Annotated in this window: 21 protein-coding genes; 14 read left to right on the plus strand and 7 right to left on the minus strand. The window is 65.1% G+C overall.

Going from position 1 to position 15,085, the window contains the following annotated elements:
- Positions 1 to 30: 30 nt before the first annotated feature.
- The 3 genes from KDB67_RS02090 to KDB67_RS02100 all read right to left on the minus strand — a co-directional run bounded on the left by KDB67_RS02090 (position 31) and on the right by KDB67_RS02100 (position 3,271).
- Entirely contained in the window at positions 31 to 756 is a 726-nt protein-coding gene (locus KDB67_RS02090) for an aspartate/glutamate racemase family protein (protein ID WP_291011856.1), read from the minus strand.
- A gap of 85 nt (positions 757 to 841) precedes the next feature.
- Positions 842 to 2,407, minus strand: a complete 1,566-nt coding sequence (locus KDB67_RS02095) for an NCS1 family nucleobase:cation symporter-1 (RefSeq protein WP_291011797.1) — start codon at positions 2,405 to 2,407, stop codon at positions 842 to 844.
- 156 nt (positions 2,408 to 2,563) lie between these two features.
- Positions 2,564 to 3,271: a GntR family transcriptional regulator gene (locus KDB67_RS02100; protein WP_291011859.1), complete on the minus strand. Its 708-nt coding sequence runs from the start codon at positions 3,269 to 3,271 to the stop codon at positions 2,564 to 2,566.
- A 196-nt stretch (positions 3,272 to 3,467) separates the two neighbouring features.
- On the opposite strand from KDB67_RS02100, the gene KDB67_RS02105 reads away from it, so the two are divergent.
- The 13 genes from KDB67_RS02105 to rpsQ all read left to right on the plus strand — a co-directional run bounded on the left by KDB67_RS02105 (position 3,468) and on the right by rpsQ (position 11,298).
- Positions 3,468 to 3,902 carry a MarR family transcriptional regulator gene (locus tag KDB67_RS02105; RefSeq protein WP_291011799.1) on the plus strand — a complete coding sequence of 145 codons (435 nt, stop codon included), beginning with the start codon at positions 3,468 to 3,470 and terminating at the stop codon, positions 3,900 to 3,902.
- Positions 3,903 to 3,986: 84 nt separating this feature from the next.
- Complete coding sequence (locus tag KDB67_RS02110; RefSeq protein WP_291011802.1) at positions 3,987 to 5,597, plus strand: MDR family MFS transporter; 1,611 nt, start codon at positions 3,987 to 3,989, stop codon at positions 5,595 to 5,597.
- Between the two features lie 397 nt (positions 5,598 to 5,994).
- Positions 5,995 to 6,300 (plus strand): 30S ribosomal protein S10, encoded by a 306-nt coding sequence (rpsJ, locus tag KDB67_RS02115; RefSeq protein ID WP_003938093.1) that lies wholly within the window; start codon positions 5,995 to 5,997, stop codon positions 6,298 to 6,300.
- 19 nt (positions 6,301 to 6,319) lie between these two features.
- The gene (rplC, locus tag KDB67_RS02120; protein WP_291011804.1) at positions 6,320 to 6,973 is read left to right on the plus strand and encodes a 50S ribosomal protein L3; all 654 of its coding nucleotides are present in this window, start codon (positions 6,320 to 6,322) and stop codon (positions 6,971 to 6,973) included.
- Positions 6,973 to 7,653 (plus strand): 50S ribosomal protein L4, encoded by a 681-nt coding sequence (gene rplD, locus KDB67_RS02125; protein WP_291011807.1) that lies wholly within the window; start codon positions 6,973 to 6,975, stop codon positions 7,651 to 7,653. The genes rplC and rplD overlap by 1 nt, the downstream gene beginning before the upstream one ends.
- A 2-nt stretch (positions 7,654 to 7,655) precedes the next feature.
- Positions 7,656 to 7,961: a 50S ribosomal protein L23 gene (gene rplW, locus KDB67_RS02130; RefSeq protein WP_291011810.1), complete on the plus strand. Its 306-nt coding sequence runs from the start codon at positions 7,656 to 7,658 to the stop codon at positions 7,959 to 7,961.
- Between the two features lie 33 nt (positions 7,962 to 7,994).
- Positions 7,995 to 8,831, plus strand: coding sequence for a 50S ribosomal protein L2 (gene rplB, locus KDB67_RS02135; RefSeq protein WP_291011812.1), 837 nt, complete (start codon positions 7,995 to 7,997; stop codon positions 8,829 to 8,831).
- A 20-nt stretch (positions 8,832 to 8,851) separates the two neighbouring features.
- Complete coding sequence (rpsS, locus tag KDB67_RS02140; protein ID WP_005193585.1) at positions 8,852 to 9,133, plus strand: 30S ribosomal protein S19; 282 nt, start codon at positions 8,852 to 8,854, stop codon at positions 9,131 to 9,133.
- A 2-nt stretch (positions 9,134 to 9,135) separates the two neighbouring features.
- Positions 9,136 to 9,546, plus strand: a complete 411-nt coding sequence (gene rplV, locus KDB67_RS02145) for a 50S ribosomal protein L22 (RefSeq protein ID WP_291011814.1) — start codon at positions 9,136 to 9,138, stop codon at positions 9,544 to 9,546.
- 2 nt (positions 9,547 to 9,548) lie between these two features.
- A complete protein-coding gene (gene rpsC / locus KDB67_RS02150; protein WP_291011816.1) occupies positions 9,549 to 10,355 on the plus strand; it encodes a 30S ribosomal protein S3 in 807 nt (268 codons plus the stop codon).
- A gap of 3 nt (positions 10,356 to 10,358) precedes the next feature.
- Positions 10,359 to 10,775, plus strand: a complete 417-nt coding sequence (gene rplP / locus KDB67_RS02155) for a 50S ribosomal protein L16 (RefSeq protein ID WP_005193588.1) — start codon at positions 10,359 to 10,361, stop codon at positions 10,773 to 10,775.
- Positions 10,775 to 11,008, plus strand: a complete 234-nt coding sequence (gene rpmC / locus KDB67_RS02160) for a 50S ribosomal protein L29 (RefSeq protein WP_005193589.1) — start codon at positions 10,775 to 10,777, stop codon at positions 11,006 to 11,008. The genes rplP and rpmC overlap by 1 nt, the downstream gene beginning before the upstream one ends.
- Positions 11,005 to 11,298 (plus strand): 30S ribosomal protein S17, encoded by a 294-nt coding sequence (gene rpsQ / locus KDB67_RS02165; RefSeq protein WP_291011820.1) that lies wholly within the window; start codon positions 11,005 to 11,007, stop codon positions 11,296 to 11,298. The genes rpmC and rpsQ overlap by 4 nt, the downstream gene beginning before the upstream one ends.
- A 59-nt stretch (positions 11,299 to 11,357) precedes the next feature.
- On the opposite strand, the gene KDB67_RS02170 is transcribed toward rpsQ, so the two are convergent.
- Both KDB67_RS02170 and KDB67_RS02175 read right to left on the minus strand, forming a co-directional pair.
- Positions 11,358 to 12,008 carry a Fic family protein gene (locus tag KDB67_RS02170; protein WP_291011824.1) on the minus strand — a complete coding sequence of 217 codons (651 nt, stop codon included), beginning with the start codon at positions 12,006 to 12,008 and terminating at the stop codon, positions 11,358 to 11,360.
- 9 nt (positions 12,009 to 12,017) lie between these two features.
- Positions 12,018 to 12,224, minus strand: a complete 207-nt coding sequence (locus KDB67_RS02175; protein WP_291011827.1) for a hypothetical protein — start codon at positions 12,222 to 12,224, stop codon at positions 12,018 to 12,020.
- A 492-nt stretch (positions 12,225 to 12,716) separates the two neighbouring features.
- Between KDB67_RS02175 and KDB67_RS02180 the strand changes: the two genes are divergently transcribed.
- On the plus strand, positions 12,717 to 13,157 hold the full coding sequence (locus KDB67_RS02180; protein WP_291011829.1) for a hypothetical protein: 441 nt from the start codon (positions 12,717 to 12,719) through the stop codon (positions 13,155 to 13,157).
- Positions 13,158 to 13,256: 99 nt separating this feature from the next.
- Here KDB67_RS02180 and KDB67_RS02185 read toward each other — a convergent pair whose 3' ends face one another.
- Together KDB67_RS02185 and KDB67_RS02190 are read right to left on the minus strand one after the other, a co-directional pair.
- Positions 13,257 to 14,117, minus strand: coding sequence for a glycosyltransferase family 2 protein (locus KDB67_RS02185; RefSeq protein ID WP_291011832.1), 861 nt, complete (start codon positions 14,115 to 14,117; stop codon positions 13,257 to 13,259).
- An 84-nt stretch (positions 14,118 to 14,201) separates the two neighbouring features.
- Positions 14,202 to 15,062: a glycosyltransferase family 2 protein gene (locus KDB67_RS02190; RefSeq protein WP_291011834.1), complete on the minus strand. Its 861-nt coding sequence runs from the start codon at positions 15,060 to 15,062 to the stop codon at positions 14,202 to 14,204.
- Between the last annotated feature and the right edge of the window lie 23 nt (positions 15,063 to 15,085).

Below are 15,085 nucleotides of genomic sequence, written 5' to 3' on the forward strand. Positions count from 1 at the left end.
CGCCATCTTACTGCTTGGTAAGAAGTGGGACTACTGGGCGAACGGAGCGAGCAGGCCCGCATACGGCTTGGCCGGCGGCGGCGCGAACTCGCCGGTGCGGGTGCCGGTGCGCAGGCCCATCGCGGCCATCGCGGTCAGCATCCCCACCCCGGCGGCGATGCCGTCGATCACGGGCGCACCCACGTCGTCACCGATGCCGGCGGCGAATTCGGCCATCCCGGCGCAACCGAGGACCACCGCGTCCGAGCCGTCGGTGGTCAGCGCTTCCGCGCACATCTTGGTGATGACGGCGAGCGCCTCGGGATCGGTCTCCAACTCCAGAACGGGGATCTCGCAGGCGTGAATGCCGCGGCAGCTGCGGGTGAATCCGTAGTGCCCGACCAGGTCGGCGGCTCGGCCGATGGTGCGGCCGGCGGTGGTGACGATCGAGAATCCGCGGCCCAGCGGTGCGGCGAGATGCATTGCCGCCTCGGCGATCCCGAGTACCGGGGCCTTGGCGACCTCGCGTGCGGCGTCAAGTCCGGGATCGCCGAAGCACGCCAGCAGATAGCCGTCGGCTCCCGGGTGGTCCGCGATCGCGGCGAGGACGCCGGGCACGGCCAGCGCCTCGTCGTAGTGGCTTTCGATCGAGGCCGGCCCCATCGTGGAGGTGACCGAGACGATCTCGGCGTCGGGCCGGGCGACGGTACGGGCGGCACTGTCGATGACGGCCGTCATCGACGCGGTGGTGTTGGGGTTGATGACGACGATGCGCATGTGGGCTCCCGGGGTGAGGAGGAGTGGTGACGACACCGGCCCCCTCGTGACTCACGAGGGGGCCGGCGCGAGAACACAGGACCGCTCAGTACAGCGTGCGTTCGGCGGATCCGTCGGCGGCGTCGGCACCGACCACGGGCTCGACACCGGAGTCGTAGAGGAATGTCTTCGGCGCGTACTTCATCCCGGTCCAGTAGACGGCCCCGGCGACACCGGCGCCGATGAACCAGGTGAAGCTCGCGGCGTAGGCGGTACCCCAGATGACCACGCACAGCGGCGGTATCAGACCCACGACGGTCGCGATCACCGCGACCGGATTCCAGCCCTTGCGGTATGCGTACGTGGCGCCCGGTTCCATGCTGAACAGGTCGTCGACGACGATCTTCTGCTTCTTGATCAGATAGAAGTCGACCAGGAGGATGCCGAACAGCGGGCCGATGACCGCGCCGAGGGTGTCCAGCGTGTAATGGATCGCGTCGGGGTTGTTGAACAGGTTCCACGGGGTGATCAGCACCGAACCGACCGCGGCGATCATTCCGCCGGTGCGCCAGGTGATCTTGGTCGGCGCGACGTTGGAGAAGTCGAAGGCGGGGGAGACGAAGTTGGCGACGATGTTGATACCGATGGTGGCGATCGCGAAGGTGAGCACGCCCAGGACCGCGGCGGTGGTGTTGTCGATGCGGTCGACGATGTGCACCGGGTCGGTGATGATCGCGCCGTTCTCATCCTTGCCGATGACGGTGACGCCCGCCGAGACGGTGCACACCACCAGGAGCGAGAAGAACAGGAAGTTGACCGGCAGTCCCCAGAAGTTCCCCTTCTTGACCTCGCCGAATGTCTTTCCGTAGCGGGAGAAGTCACCGAAGTTGAGCATCGGTCCCGAGAAGTACGACACCACAAGGGCTATCGCTCCGATGGTGGCGGTCACCGAATCCCAGCCCACTTTTCCGGGTCCGACGGACAGATCCAGTGAGACGTTGCTCCAGCCCGCTTTGGCGATGAGGTAGCCGGCCAGAATCACCATCACGACGTACACGGCGGGTCCGCAGAAATCGATGAATTTGCGGATGGTCTCCATACCGTTCCAGAAGACGATGGCCTGCAGAATCCACATAAGGATGAAGCCGCCCCATCCGAGGATGCTCAGGCCGAGGAATCCGTAGTCGTCGACGACGTCATATTTCGCCAGGCTCGGCCAGAACTTGATGGCCAGCAGGCCGAATGCCACCGAGGCCAGGTAGGTCTGGATTCCATACCAGGCGACGGCGATCAGCCCGCGCAGGATGGCCGGGATGTTGGCGCCCATCACGCCGAATGACACCCGGGTGGTCACCGGATACGGAACCCCCGCCAGCTGTGACGGTTTGGCCACCAGGTTGCACAGGATGTTGACGGCCACGATGCCGATGATCAGCGCCACCAGCACCTGCCAGGCGGCGATACCGAGGGCGAAGAGGCTGCCGGCGAAGACATATCCGCCGACACTGTGAATATCGGACATCCAGAAAGCAAAGATGTTGTACCAGGTCCAGCTTTGCTTGCGCAGTGGTGCGAGGTCGCTGTTGGTCAATCGTTGGTGATACTCGAGTTTTATGACACTTTCACCGGCGGCGCTGTGCGCGGTCGCAGGGGCGTTTTCCGTGGCGGTCATGATTTCTCCTCGGTTAAGCCGGACGTCGGGTCGACGTTGACGGTTTTCAACCTAGGAACAGTGTGTTACTCGGCGATTACCTCGCCGATATATTTTTCCTCCGGCCCGGATCGATCTGATGAGCATTGCGGCTGATCGGTCCCGGATAGATGAGTCCTATTGTGGGCCAGAATGATCCGGCCGCAGCGTGAGATCGGGTTCGGCGGTGACGATCGCCTCGCCAAGCCGGGTGTGGTGGCGCCGGGCGAGATTCAGGACGGTGTCGGTGTCGTGGGCGGCCGCCGCGTCGAGTATCCGCGCGTGGTCGTCGTTGAGGGTGTGCTGAATGTCCTCGGACACCGATCGCATCACCTGGAACGGTTCGGTGAGATTCCACGTCGATTCGAACATGTTGAGCAGGCGCGGCATCGCGCACGGCAGTACGAGCTGGCGGTGGAATTTGCGCGAGACGTCGTGAAAGGACTTGCGGTCACGGAATTTGGTGGCCGTCAGCAATTGCTCGTGATACCGGCGGGCGCGGGCGAGGTCGTCGTCGGTGGCCTTGTCGACGGCGCGGGCGAGCGCGGCCTCCTCCAGGACGCCGCGGACGAAGTAGATCTCGTGCAACTCCTCCACCGACAGCAGGCTGACGTTGTAGCCACCGTGCGGCCGGTGGTCGACGAGGCCTTCACCGATCAGCGTCTTGAGTGCCTCGCGGACCGGGATGGCGCTCACGGCGAACGCGTATGCCACCTCCGCCGGCGGGATCTGGGTGCCGGGCGGCACTGACCCGGACAGGATGAGGCGGCGCAATTCTTCCAGGACGTTGGCGCGGGTGTTGCCCGAGCGGGTCTCGGCGAGCTGGGCGACGAGGTGGTTGGACACCGGACGTGGGGGCCTCACCTCAAGAGCGTAATCCCGTCGTGCGTTCGCGGCAGCGCGAACAAGCGGGCGGTCGGTGTGGCGAGGGGGCGGCCGGGACGGGCGGTGGGACCAAAGTCACTTGACGACGATGGTGACGGAGCTCCGCCGGCGGCGTAACGTTTACTTTCGTCAATCAACTATCTAGGAGGCTTTGCCGATGGCGCCGCGACACGAGACGGTCGTCGAACTCGTCGACGAGATGTCGTTGCTGCTGCGCGCAGCACGCGCGATGGCACAGCGCACGTCGGCCCGGGTCGACATGCCCGCGCCGCTGCTCGGACTCCTGTGGACGCTGTATGTCCACGGTGCGCTGCGGCAGAACCAGCTCGCCGAGAAGCTGTGCATCAGCGAATCCGCACTCAGCCGGCAGATCGCGGTCCTGGCCGCCGACGGGCTCATCGAACGCGCCCGGTGCGAGGACGACGGGCGCGTGAGTCTCGTACAGATCAGCGAGGCGGGCCGGGAACGGATGAATACCGCACTCGAACACCGGGTGGACGAGTACGCGCCCAAGTTCGCCGACTGGTCCGAGGAGCAGACCCGGGAGGTGCTCGAGACGATCGCCAGACTCCGGCAGGCGATCGCCGAGTGAGCGGCGCGCGGCAGGTAATGCACGGCCCGGTCGCGCAATCGAACAAGTTTTTCTGAAGATTTGAAGAAGTAGAGGATGAGGAAATTGAGTGCACCAACGAGCGCGGCGGACACGGCATCGTCGCCGACCGTCGCCATGACGCACCGCGAGGTGCTGGAGGCGATGACCGGTCTCCTGGCGGGCCTGTTCACGGCCCTGCTGTCGACGACCATCGTCTCGACCGCGCTGCCGACCATCGTCGGTGACCTCAAGGGGACCCAGACCCAGTACGCCTGGGTCGTCACCGTGGCACTGCTGGCGAACGCGGCATCGACACCCATCTGGGGCAAGCTGTCGGACCTGTTCAACAAGAAGCTCCTGGTTCAGCTCTCGTTGATCATCTTCGTGGCCGGTTCGGCGCTCGCCGGAGCGGCCCACAACATGGAACTGTTGCTCGTCGGGCGCGTCGTGCAGGGCCTGGGCATGGGCGGTCTGACCGCGCTGGTCGTCGCGATCATCGGCTCGATCGTCCCGCCGCGCGAACGCGGCCGGTACTCGGGTTACATGGGTGCGGTGATGGCCGTGGCGATGGCCGGCGGTCCGGTTCTCGGCGGTGTCATCGCCGACAGCCCGCTCGGTTGGCGCTGGTGCTTCTACGTCTGCATCCCGCTCGCCGTCGTCGCGCTCGGTCTGTTGCAGCGCACCCTGCATCTGGAGACGCAGCGCAAGTCCGAGGTCAGCATCGACTGGCTCGGCGCCACCCTGATGACCGCGGGCGTCAGCGTCCTGCTGATCTGGGTCTCGTTCGCCGGCAAGGCCGATTACTACGAGTGGATCTCGCCCGAGAGTGCCTACTACGTGATCGGTGGCCTGGCCCTGCTGGGGCTGACCGTGTACGTCGAATCCAAGGCCAAGGATCCGGTCATCCCGCTCAAGATCATCGCCGAGCGCACCACCGCGCTGGCGATCATCGCCTCGGTCATGGTCGGTCTGGCACTCTTCGGTGCCATCACGTTCCTGGGGCAGTACTTCCAGACCGCGCGGCACTACAGCCCCACCGAGGCCGGACTGCTGACCATCCCGATGGTCGTCGGCATGCTCACCGGCACCATGTTCTCCGGTCTGATGATCACGCGCTTCGGCAAATGGAAGCCCTTCATCATCGGCGGGTCGATCCTGTTGACCATCGGCCTGGCCCTGCTGGGCACCATCGACCACGCCACACCGATCGCCGCGATCAGCGTCTACATGTTCGTCATGGGCCTGGGCACCGGTTCGCTGATGCAGAACCTGGTCCTGGCGGTGCAGAACACCGTCAGCGTGCAGGACATCGGCGCGGCCTCGGCCAATGTCGCCTTCTTCCGGACCTTCGGCGGTGCGATCGGTGTCTCGGTGCTCGGTTCGGTATTGGCGACCCACGTCGCCGATCTGTCCGAGAGCGGACTGGCCAAGCTCGGCATCGACACCAGCAAACAGTCCGGCGGCGGCAATCTCGACATCAAGTCGCTGCCCGAACCCGTCGCCGATGTCATCAGGCACGCCTACGGTGACGCGACGGCGACGATCTTCCAGATCGGTGCCGCCTGTGCCGTGGTCGCGATCATCGCGATCCTGTTCATCCCGAACCGGCCGCTGCGCAAGACCATCGACATCGAGACGCCGGCCGTCGAGGCCTCCGGTACGGAAGCCGACGCGCCGAGCCGTACTGCTGGTTGAGGCGCGAAGGGGGTGCGAGGTCCGCTGATTTGAACACCGCACCCCCGATGGTGCATAATTGTCAGGTTGCCTTGCCCGGGGCTGCGGTGAAACGCGGCCCCGGAACAGGTGAATAACTCCCAGGCTCCCGACACGGGGTCTGGCGTGTTCCGCGTGCAACCCTCATAGGTTCACGGTCACGACACGCCCGACCGCGGGTGCCGGAGCACAACCGGCTTTCTCCAGTGGAAAGCCAACGTACAACGATAGATGAACAGCGTCGATCCCCGAATCTCACACGGGTGGTCATGTGACCGTCGGCCTCACGCGCCGATGTCTCAGGTGCTTTGGTGGCACCTGGCTGTGGCGGCCACGCGGTGTTCGTCTGTCGAGAACAACTGACGGAAGAGGACACAGCGTGGCGGGACAGAAGATCCGCATCAGGCTCAAGGCCTACGACCACGAGGCGATCGACGCTTCGGCGCGCAAAATCGTGGAGACCGTGACCCGTACGGGTGCACGCGTCGTCGGCCCGGTGCCGTTGCCCACCGAAAAGAATGTGTACTGCGTCATCCGTTCGCCGCACAAGTACAAGGACAGCCGCGAACACTTCGAGATGCGCACTCACAAGCGACTCATCGACATCCTCGACCCGACGCCGAAGACCGTCGACGCGCTTATGCGCATCGACCTTCCGGCCAGCGTCGACGTCAACATCCAGTAGGGCGGGGGCGAGAAAAGACATGAGCAACCAAGCGAGTACCAAAGGAATCCTGGGCACCAAGCTCGGCATGACCCAGGTTTTCGACGAGAACAACCGCGTCGTTCCGGTCACCGTCGTCCAGGCGGGCCCGAACGTCGTCACCCAGCTGCGCACCGCCGAGCAGGACGGCTACACCGCCGTGCAGCTCGCCTACGGCGCCATCGATCCGCGCAAGGTCAACAAGCCTGTCGCCGGTCAGTTCGCCAAGGCCGGGGTCACCCCGCGCCGGCACCTGGCCGAGATCCGCGTCGCCGATGTGGCCGAGTACAGCGTCGGACAGGAGCTGACCGCAGATATCTTCGCCGACGGAGCACTGGTCGATGTGACCGGCACCTCCAAGGGCAAGGGCTTCGCCGGCGTCATGAAGCGTCACGGCTTCGCCGGTCTGGGCGCCAGCCACGGCGTGCACCGCGTGCACCGCGCTCCCGGTTCGATCGGTGGCTGCGCCACCCCGGGCCGCGTGTTCAAGGGCATGCGGATGGCCGGACGCATGGGTAACGACAAGGTGACCACGCAGAACCTCACCGTCCACAAGGTGGACGCCGAGGCGGGTCTGCTGTTGATCAAGGGCGCGATCCCCGGCCGTAAGGGCGGCATCGTGGTGATCCGCGACGCAGTGAAGGGTGGTGCGTAATGAGCACCGATCTGACCAAATCCGCAACCAAGCTCACGCTCGAGGTCAAGGCCGCCGACGGTTCGGTCAACGGCACCGTCGACCTGCCGGCCGAGCTGTTCGACGCACCGGCCAACATCTCGTTGCTGCACCAGGTCGTCATCGCACAGCAGGCCGCCAAGCGTCAGGGCACCCACGCGACCAAGACCCGTGGCCGGGTCAGCGGTGGCGGCGCCAAGCCGTACCGCCAGAAGGGCACCGGCCGGGCACGTCAGGGTTCCACGCGCGCACCGCAGTTCGTCGGCGGTGGCACCGTACACGGCCCGCAGCCGCGTGACTACAGCCAGCGCACTCCCAAGAAGATGAAGGCCGCCGCCCTGCGCGGAGCCCTCTCGGACCGGGCGCGCAACGAGCGCATCCACGTGGTCACCGAACTGGTCGCCGGGCAGGTTCCGTCCACCAAGTCGGCGCGCGGCTTCCTGGAGTCGCTCAGCGACCGCAAGAAGTTCCTGGTGGTGCTGGCCCGTGAGGACCTCACCGCGTGGAAGAGCGTGGCGAACCTGCAGAACGTCCTGCCGATCGCCGCCGATCAGCTCAACACCTACGACGTCCTCGATTCCGACGACGTGGTGTTCAGCGTCGAGACGCTGACCGCGTTCATCGCCGCGAACACGAAGACCGCCAAGACAGAGGAGGCGTGAGCATGGCTACCATTGCCGATCCTCGCGACATCATTCTGGCGCCGGTGATCTCGGAGAAGTCCTACGGACTCATCGAGGACGACGTGTACACCTTCCTGGTGCACCCGGACGCCAACAAGACGCAGATCAAGATCGCCGTGGAGAAGATCTTCGGTGTGAAGGTGTCTTCGGTGAACACGCTGAACCGTCAGGGCAAGCGCAAGCGCACCCGCTTCGGTTATGGCAAGCGCAAGGACACCAAGCGCGCCATCGTGACGCTGGCCGAGGGCAGCAAGTCCATCGAGATCTTCGGAGGTCCGGTCAGCTGACCGGGTTTCGAAAGTAGGGACTGAGAACTAACTATGGCTATTCGTAAGTACAAGCCGACAACCCCCGGTCGCCGCGGCGCCAGCGGCTCCGACTTCGCCGAGGTCACCCGTGACCATCCGGAGAAGTCGCTGGTCCGCCCGCTGCACGGCCGCGGTGGCCGTAACGCGCACGGTCGCATCACCACCCGTCACCAGGGTGGCGGCCACAAGCGCGCCTACCGTGTCATCGATTTCCGTCGTAACGACAAGGACGGCGTCAACGCCAAGGTCGCTCACATCGAGTACGACCCCAACCGCACCGCGCGGATCGCGTTGCTGCACTACGTCGACGGCGAGAAGCGGTACATCATCGCACCCAAGGGCCTGAACCAGGGCGCCGTCGTCGAATCCGGACCCGGCGCCGACATCAAGCCCGGCAACAACCTGCCGCTGCGCAACATCCCCACCGGTACCCAGGTGCACGCCGTCGAGCTGCGTCCGGGCGGCGGGGCCAAGATGGCCCGCAGCGCCGGTGCCTCGATCCAGCTGCTGGGCAAGGAAGGCCCCTACGCCACGCTGCGTATGCCTTCCGGTGAGATCCGCCGTGTCGACGTGCGCTGCCGCGCCACCGTCGGCGAGGTGGGCAACGCCGAGCAGTCCAACATCAACTGGGGCAAGGCCGGCCGCATGCGGTGGAAGGGCAAGCGCCCCACCGTCCGTGGTGTGGTCATGAACCCGGTCGACCACCCGCACGGCGGTGGTGAGGGCAAGACCTCCGGTGGTCGCCACCCGGTCAGCCCCTGGGGACAGCCTGAAGGCCGTACCCGTAAGAACAAGGCCAGCGACAAGCTGATCGTCCGGCGTCGTCGCACCGGCAAGAACAAGCGATAAGCACAGGAGGGAGTTAGAGAATGCCACGCAGCCTCAAGAAGGGCCCGTTCGTCGACGACCACCTCCTTGCGAAGGTGGACGCCCAGAACGAAAAGGGCACCAAGCAGGTCATCAAGACCTGGTCGCGCCGCTCGACCATCATCCCCGACTTCATCGGTCACACCTTCGCCGTCCACGACGGTCGCAAGCACGTGCCGGTGTTCATCTCGGACAACATGGTCGGTCACAAGCTGGGCGAGTTCGCGCCCACCCGCACGTTCAAGGGTCACATCAAGGATGACCGGAAAGCGAAGCGCCGGTAACCATGAGCACACAGACTGAAAACCCGACCGCCCAGGCGACGGCGCGCTTCGTGCGCGTCACGCCGATGAAGGCTCGTCGCGTGCTGGACCTGATCCGCGGAAAGGACGTCGACGAAGCGCTCGACATCCTGCGGTTCGCCCCGCAGTCGGCGTCCGACCCGGTGTACAAGGTGCTCGCGAGTGCCGTCGCCAACGCCACCAACAACCTCGGTGTCGACCGCCGGACCCTCGTGGTCAACACGGCGTTCGCCGACGAGGGCCCGACGCTCAAGCGGTTCCAGCCGCGTGCGCAGGGTCGTGCGTTCCGGATCCGTAAGCGCACCAGCCACATCACCGTGGTCGTGGAGTCGCTGCCGGAGAAGGCAACCGCGGGCCGCGCCCGTTCGCGCCAGCCGAAGAAGAAGGGAGCCTAGTAGTGGGCCAGAAAATCAACCCGCACGGCTTCCGTCTGGGCATCACCACCGACTGGAAGTCGCGGTGGTACGCCGACAAGCAGTACGCGGAGTACGTGAAAGAGGATGTCGCCATCCGCAAGCTCCTCTCGCAGGGACTTGAGCGGGCCGGCATCGCCAAGGTGGAGATCGAGCGCACCCGTGACCGGGTCCGCGTCGACATCCACACCGCCCGCCCGGGCATCGTCATCGGCCGCCGCGGCGCCGAGGCCGACCGGATCCGTGGCGACCTGGAGAAGCTGACCGGCAAGCAGGTTCAGCTCAACATCCTCGAGGTCAAGAACGCCGAGTCCGAGGCCCAGCTCGTGGCCCAGGGTGTCGCCGAGCAGCTGAGCAACCGTGTGGCGTTCCGTCGCGCGATGCGCAAGGCCATCCAGTCGGCGATGCGTCAGCCGAACGTCAAGGGCATCCGGGTCCAGTGCTCGGGTCGCCTCGGCGGCGCCGAGATGAGCCGGAGCGAGTTCTACCGCGAGGGACGCGTGCCGCTGCATACGCTGCGCGCCGACATCGACTACGGACTCTACGAGGCCAAGACCACCTTCGGCCGTATCGGAGTGAAGGTGTGGATCTACAAGGGCGACATCGTCGGCGGACGCCGCGAGCTTTCCGCTGCCGCTCCGGCCTCGGAAGACCGTCGTCCCCGTCGCCCCAGCCGGCCGCGTCGCAGCGGTTCGTCGGGCACCACGGCCACCAGCACCGAGGCGGGTCGCGCCGCCGAGGCTCCGGCCGAGGTTCCTGCCGGCGCGGGCACCGAGAAGCAGGAGGGCTAGCCCATGTTGATCCCTCGCCGGGTCAAGCACCGCAAGCAGCACCACCCCAGCCTGAAGGGCCAGGCATCGGGTGGCACCAAGGTCACCTTCGGTGACTACGGCATCCAGGCGCTCGAAGGCGCCTACATCACCAACCGGCAGATCGAGTCCGCTCGTATCGCCATCAACCGGCACATCAAGCGTGGCGGCAAGGTCTGGATCAACATCTTCCCGGACCGCCCGCTCACCAAGAAGCCGGCCGAAACCCGCATGGGTTCGGGTAAGGGTTCGCCCGAGTGGTGGGTCGCCCCGGTCAAGCCGGGTCGGGTGCTGTTCGAGATGACCTACCCCAATGAGGAGATCGCTCGCGAGGCCCTGCGTCGCGCGCAGCACAAGCTCCCCATCAAGACCAGGATCGTCACCAGAGAGGAGCAGTTCTGATGGGACTGGGAGTGGCAGCAGCTGAGCTGCGTGACCTCACCGACACCGATCTGGTCGACCGTCTGAAGGAGTCGAAGGAAGAGCTGTTCAACCTTCGTTTCCAGATGGCCACCGGCCAGCTCGACAACAATCGTCGGCTGCGGACCGTGCGTCGTGAGATCGCCCGGATCTACACCGTGATGCGTGAGCGCGAACTCGGCCTTGCGGCCGGGCCGGACGGTGACGACGCATGAGTGAGGACCAGAACGTGACCGAAACCCAGGCTGCTGAGGTTCGTAACCGCCGCAAGGAGCGCATCGGTTACGTCGTCAGCGACAAGATGCAGAAGACCATCGTGGTCGAGCTGGAAGATCGCAAGAGCCACCCGCTCTACGGCAAGATCATCCGGACCACGAGCAAGGTCAAGGCACACGACGAGAACGGCGATGCCGGCGTCGGTGACCGCGTGCGGATCATGGAGACCCGTCCGCTGTCGGCGACCAAGCACTGGCGCCTCGTCGAGGTGCTGGAGAAGGCCAAGTAGGCCCCTCGCAAAGCCACAAAGCGGCCCGTCCCCGGTTGGGGGTGGGCCGCTTTGCCGTGTTACCAGGGCGGTTCGATGAGTGCGCGGTGGAAGGCCGGGACCAGGTAGGCCGGATCGGGCTCTGCCGGCCCGGCCCAGGTGGATACCGCGCTCGGGTCGGGCAGACTCAGCCGCGAACCGTGGATCCAGTCGGCGATCGGCACCCGCGAGTAGTCGAGCTCCCAGCCGTGTTCGCGGGCCAGGAGCCGCACCAGGAGTTTGCCGGCGCGTCCGTTGCAGTCGCGGAACGGGTGCGCGTAGTTGAGCCGCGCGTATACGTGCGCAAGCACCTGCGCGGTCTCGTCGTGCCCCAGCTCCGCCCAAGGTTGCTTCCGGACGAACCGGGCCATCGTGGCCAGCTGGCGGTCGATGACGTGTGTAGGGGCGAACGAGACGCTGCCGCGGCCCAGCTCGTAGATGCGGCATTGCCCGGCCCACGGATAGATGTCACCGGCGAGTGCCCGATGCAGGGCCTTGAGGTGGTCGAAATCGTACGTCGCGGGGATGCGCGTCGACCCGTCGAGTACGCGCAGTTCGGCGTCGGTGGCCAGTTCGAACTCGGCGCGCTGCAATTGCCGGGCATCGGTGATACCGAGCTTGTTGGCCAGGATGTAGGTACCCGGGATGAACGTGGCCTCCCACGCGGCACGGGCCTTGCGTTGCCGGAACACGGCCGCGCGTCAGCTGCCGCGCCGCCACTTGGCGAGCAGGTCGTCCCTGCCGCACTCACCGCGGCGCAGTGCGACCATTGTGGCGACGAAGTCGTCGTCGGGGTCGAGGCCCTCGTGCATCGCGCTGCCGAGGGTCCCGACGAGGTCGGCCCGCTGCTGGGCTGTGAGCGGGGTGAGTGCGGCGGCAAAGCGCCTATCGAGCCGTAGATCGGTCATAGCATCAGTATCGGATCGATCAACGGCTCCGGCCTCCCGACACCGTCGGGGTCAAACCCTGGGTCCGGACTAGATCCCGGGTTTGATGGTCAGCGTGGGTGTGGCGCTCCCGAAGGAGAAACCGAAGAGGTCCAGGAGATTACCGAGGGGATCGCGATTGTGGTGGTGTCTCGGGTGCTGTGACAAGGGTTCTCTCCATCCAAAATGATGCGGATACCTGGTGTGATATTCGCTGCGCACCGGATTCTAGTACGAGTGCCCAGGTGTTCGTGTAAGCATCGGCAAACTGCTGGTCTGCGTGATCTGAGCGCACCTGCGACCCGCCTCGCCGGTCTCAAGTAACAAGTGACCTCGCACAGACCGATAGAGAGTGGGGGCCTGCGGCGACCCGATGGCCACTCGGTGTAGTCGCTACCATGGCGATAGTCGCCGGGACTCGACGCGGCACGCTGTCTAAGAGTACTGAGAGCCCGGCATACGGAAGGAATGATGATGATCAGAAAACTGTCAGTGGCGCTGCTGGCGCTCGTCCTGTCGGCGGGGGTGGCGGGAGCCGTCGCCGGGCAGGCAGATGCCTATCCGCGTTGGCAGCCCGGTGGAAACAACTACGGGCCCGTCACCAACGCCGTGAACATCACTGTGTGGACCAAGGGCAACAACTACCGGGCACCCCGGGTATATATCACGACCGCCACCGGGCGTTACGTCAAGGATGCGCGCTATGTCGGGTACCCGATGCGCCGTCCGGGCCGTACGGGCTTCTCGTATGTGGCCAACAACGTACCGCAGGGTGTGGCGCTCAAGGTGAGGGTCGCCAGCCCGCACCAATTCCTCGGTGGTGAGCGACTGTACTTCCAGAACTTCCACTTCACCAAGCACCAGGAACGGACCGTCGGACTGATCCAGGCCGGCCTGGGAAGCTTCACCGAGTAGATCGGTCATGGGGGTAGATCGGCCATTGGGCGAATCCGACGCCGCCTCAGCGCATCTGCATTCGATGCATGCACGGAGGCGGCGTCGTGCTTCCACGGATCAGTCGGCGAGTGGGGAGACGCGTGATTCCTTGTTGCGCATGAGGAAGAACGGTACAAAGCGTTTGGTCTCGGGGTTGTAGTTGTGCTGGATGAGCCACAGCAGCCGGAAGCTCTTGGTGACCTGTGGCATCTGCCCCTTGTACCATTCGGCCCGATCCTTCAGTCCGTGAGCTTCGATCGTGTCCAGTGTGGTCTGAATGTAGGGTTTGATCTCATCAAACGGCGACTTGAAGCGGCGCGCCGACACCAGCACATAGACGGTGTGGCAGTACCACATTTTCAGGCCGACCTTGTCTGCTGCACAGGCGATGTCGATGTCCTCGTGCAGGTTCGCCCGCCCGATTAGATGTGGTTTGACGGCCTCCCACGCACGCTTTCGCAGGACGTTGTTTCCGCCTGCCAACGGCCACGTGTCCTTCTCCGGAGGGGCTGCCAGCAGTTTTGGCCACATCTTCTTGATTCTGCGTTCTTGCTTGGCGGCGCCGGGGTTGTCATGGAACAGGACCGGTCCGGTCAGGGCGTCGAGTTCGGGGTTGGCTTCCATGAACCGCACGACCTGCTCACACCATTCCGGAGGGAGGATGGCGTCGCCGTCGGTCCGGCCGATGACATCACCGGTCGCGGCGTTGAGTCCTGTCGTCCTGGCGTACATCAGGCCCTGCTGAGCTTCGTTCAACACGACGAGGGGAAGTCGGTCGGCGTAGCTGTCGACGATGGCACGGGTACCGTCCGTCGAATTGTTATCGACGATGACCACCTCATCGACGGGCCTGGTTTGGGCTACCACTGAGTCAAGGCAGGCGGCCACGCCCTCCTCTTCGTTGTATACCGGCAGGACCAGGCTCAGGCTAAGCGTCATCCGTCAATCCTAAGGGAATGCCGAGGCCGGTAGGTCCGGTGATTCGGGTGGCGATGCGGATTCGTGGCCTTGCGGGTTCCAGGATCAGGGAATGGCGACCGGTGAGACCCGCTCCTTCTTGTCCTTGCGGAGGAAGAACGGCACGATCCGGTCCTTGTCCGGGTCGTAGTTCTGCTCGATGGCCCACAGGATCGCGAAGTTCAGTCCGATGGCGTACTTGTTCTTCTTGAGTGCGTTGACGAGTTCCTGGTCGTCGTGTGCCACGGCCGTGTCCATCATGGTGCGCCCGTACTGCAGCAGTTCCTTGCGTGAGGACCGGAACCTGCGGGCCGACACGTCGGCGAAGACGCGAGGGGCGTACCACAACAGGGCCGACGACTTCTTGAGCGCCATCGACAGGTCCATGTCCTCGTGTAGGTCGGCCCTGCCCACCAGGTGCGGCTTGGCCTTCTCCCAGGCGGTCTTCCGGATCGCCATGTTGTTTCCCGACAGCGCGTCGGTGACGCTCGGTTCGGTGTTCATATACGTATCCAGCGCGGCAGTGCGCTGGCGTTCCTGCAGACGTTTCCAGGGCAGTTCGTAGAAGAACTGGCTGCCGGCGATCGCGTCGAGCTCGGGATCGCTCTCGATGTACTGCTCGACGCGCTCGCACCAGTGCGGGTCGAGAAGGGTATCGGCGTCGATACGCCCGATGACCTCGCCGGTGGCGGCGTCGAATCCGGCGTCCCGCGCGTACATAGCGCCCTGTCGTGATTCGGACAGGACGGTCATCTGCAGACGGCCGACGAAGCCGTCGATCACGCTCCGTGAGGCGTCGGTCGATCCGTTGTCAACGACAATCACCTCGTCGGGCAGCCGGATCTGCCGGGTGACGGCTTCCAGACACGCGCCGATGTAGTGCTCTTCATTGTAGACGGGAATTACCAGGCTCAGCCGCAAGGTCACCCGCACAGAGTAACGCAGTTCGG

The sequence above is a fragment of the Gordonia sp. (in: high G+C Gram-positive bacteria) genome, assembly GCF_020438995.1.
In the GTDB taxonomy this organism is placed as follows: Bacteria; Actinomycetota; Actinomycetes; order Mycobacteriales; family Mycobacteriaceae; genus Gordonia.

Coding starts and splice junctions, on each gene's coding strand:
- rplV (WP_291011814.1), top strand. CDS start 9,136: ATGAGCACACAGACTGAAAACCCGACCGCCCAGGCGACGGCGCGCTTC.
- rpmC (WP_005193589.1), top strand. CDS start 10,775: ATGGGACTGGGAGTGGCAGCAGCTGAGCTGCGTGACCTCACCGACACC.
- rplD (WP_291011807.1), top strand. CDS start 6,973: ATGAGCACCGATCTGACCAAATCCGCAACCAAGCTCACGCTCGAGGTC.
- KDB67_RS02095 (WP_291011797.1), bottom strand. CDS start 2,407: ATGACCGCCACGGAAAACGCCCCTGCGACCGCGCACAGCGCCGCCGGT.
- KDB67_RS02180 (WP_291011829.1), top strand. CDS start 12,717: ATGATCAGAAAACTGTCAGTGGCGCTGCTGGCGCTCGTCCTGTCGGCG.
- KDB67_RS02175 (WP_291011827.1), bottom strand. CDS start 12,224: ATGACCGATCTACGGCTCGATAGGCGCTTTGCCGCCGCACTCACCCCG.
- rplB (WP_291011812.1), top strand. CDS start 7,995: ATGGCTATTCGTAAGTACAAGCCGACAACCCCCGGTCGCCGCGGCGCC.
- KDB67_RS02105 (WP_291011799.1), top strand. CDS start 3,468: ATGGCGCCGCGACACGAGACGGTCGTCGAACTCGTCGACGAGATGTCG.
- rpsS (WP_005193585.1), top strand. CDS start 8,852: ATGCCACGCAGCCTCAAGAAGGGCCCGTTCGTCGACGACCACCTCCTT.
- KDB67_RS02185 (WP_291011832.1), bottom strand. CDS start 14,117: ATGACGCTTAGCCTGAGCCTGGTCCTGCCGGTATACAACGAAGAGGAG.
- rpsQ (WP_291011820.1), top strand. CDS start 11,005: ATGAGTGAGGACCAGAACGTGACCGAAACCCAGGCTGCTGAGGTTCGT.
- KDB67_RS02090 (WP_291011856.1), bottom strand. CDS start 756: ATGCGCATCGTCGTCATCAACCCCAACACCACCGCGTCGATGACGGCC.
- rplC (WP_291011804.1), top strand. CDS start 6,320: ATGAGCAACCAAGCGAGTACCAAAGGAATCCTGGGCACCAAGCTCGGC.
- rplP (WP_005193588.1), top strand. CDS start 10,359: ATGTTGATCCCTCGCCGGGTCAAGCACCGCAAGCAGCACCACCCCAGC.
- rplW (WP_291011810.1), top strand. CDS start 7,656: ATGGCTACCATTGCCGATCCTCGCGACATCATTCTGGCGCCGGTGATC.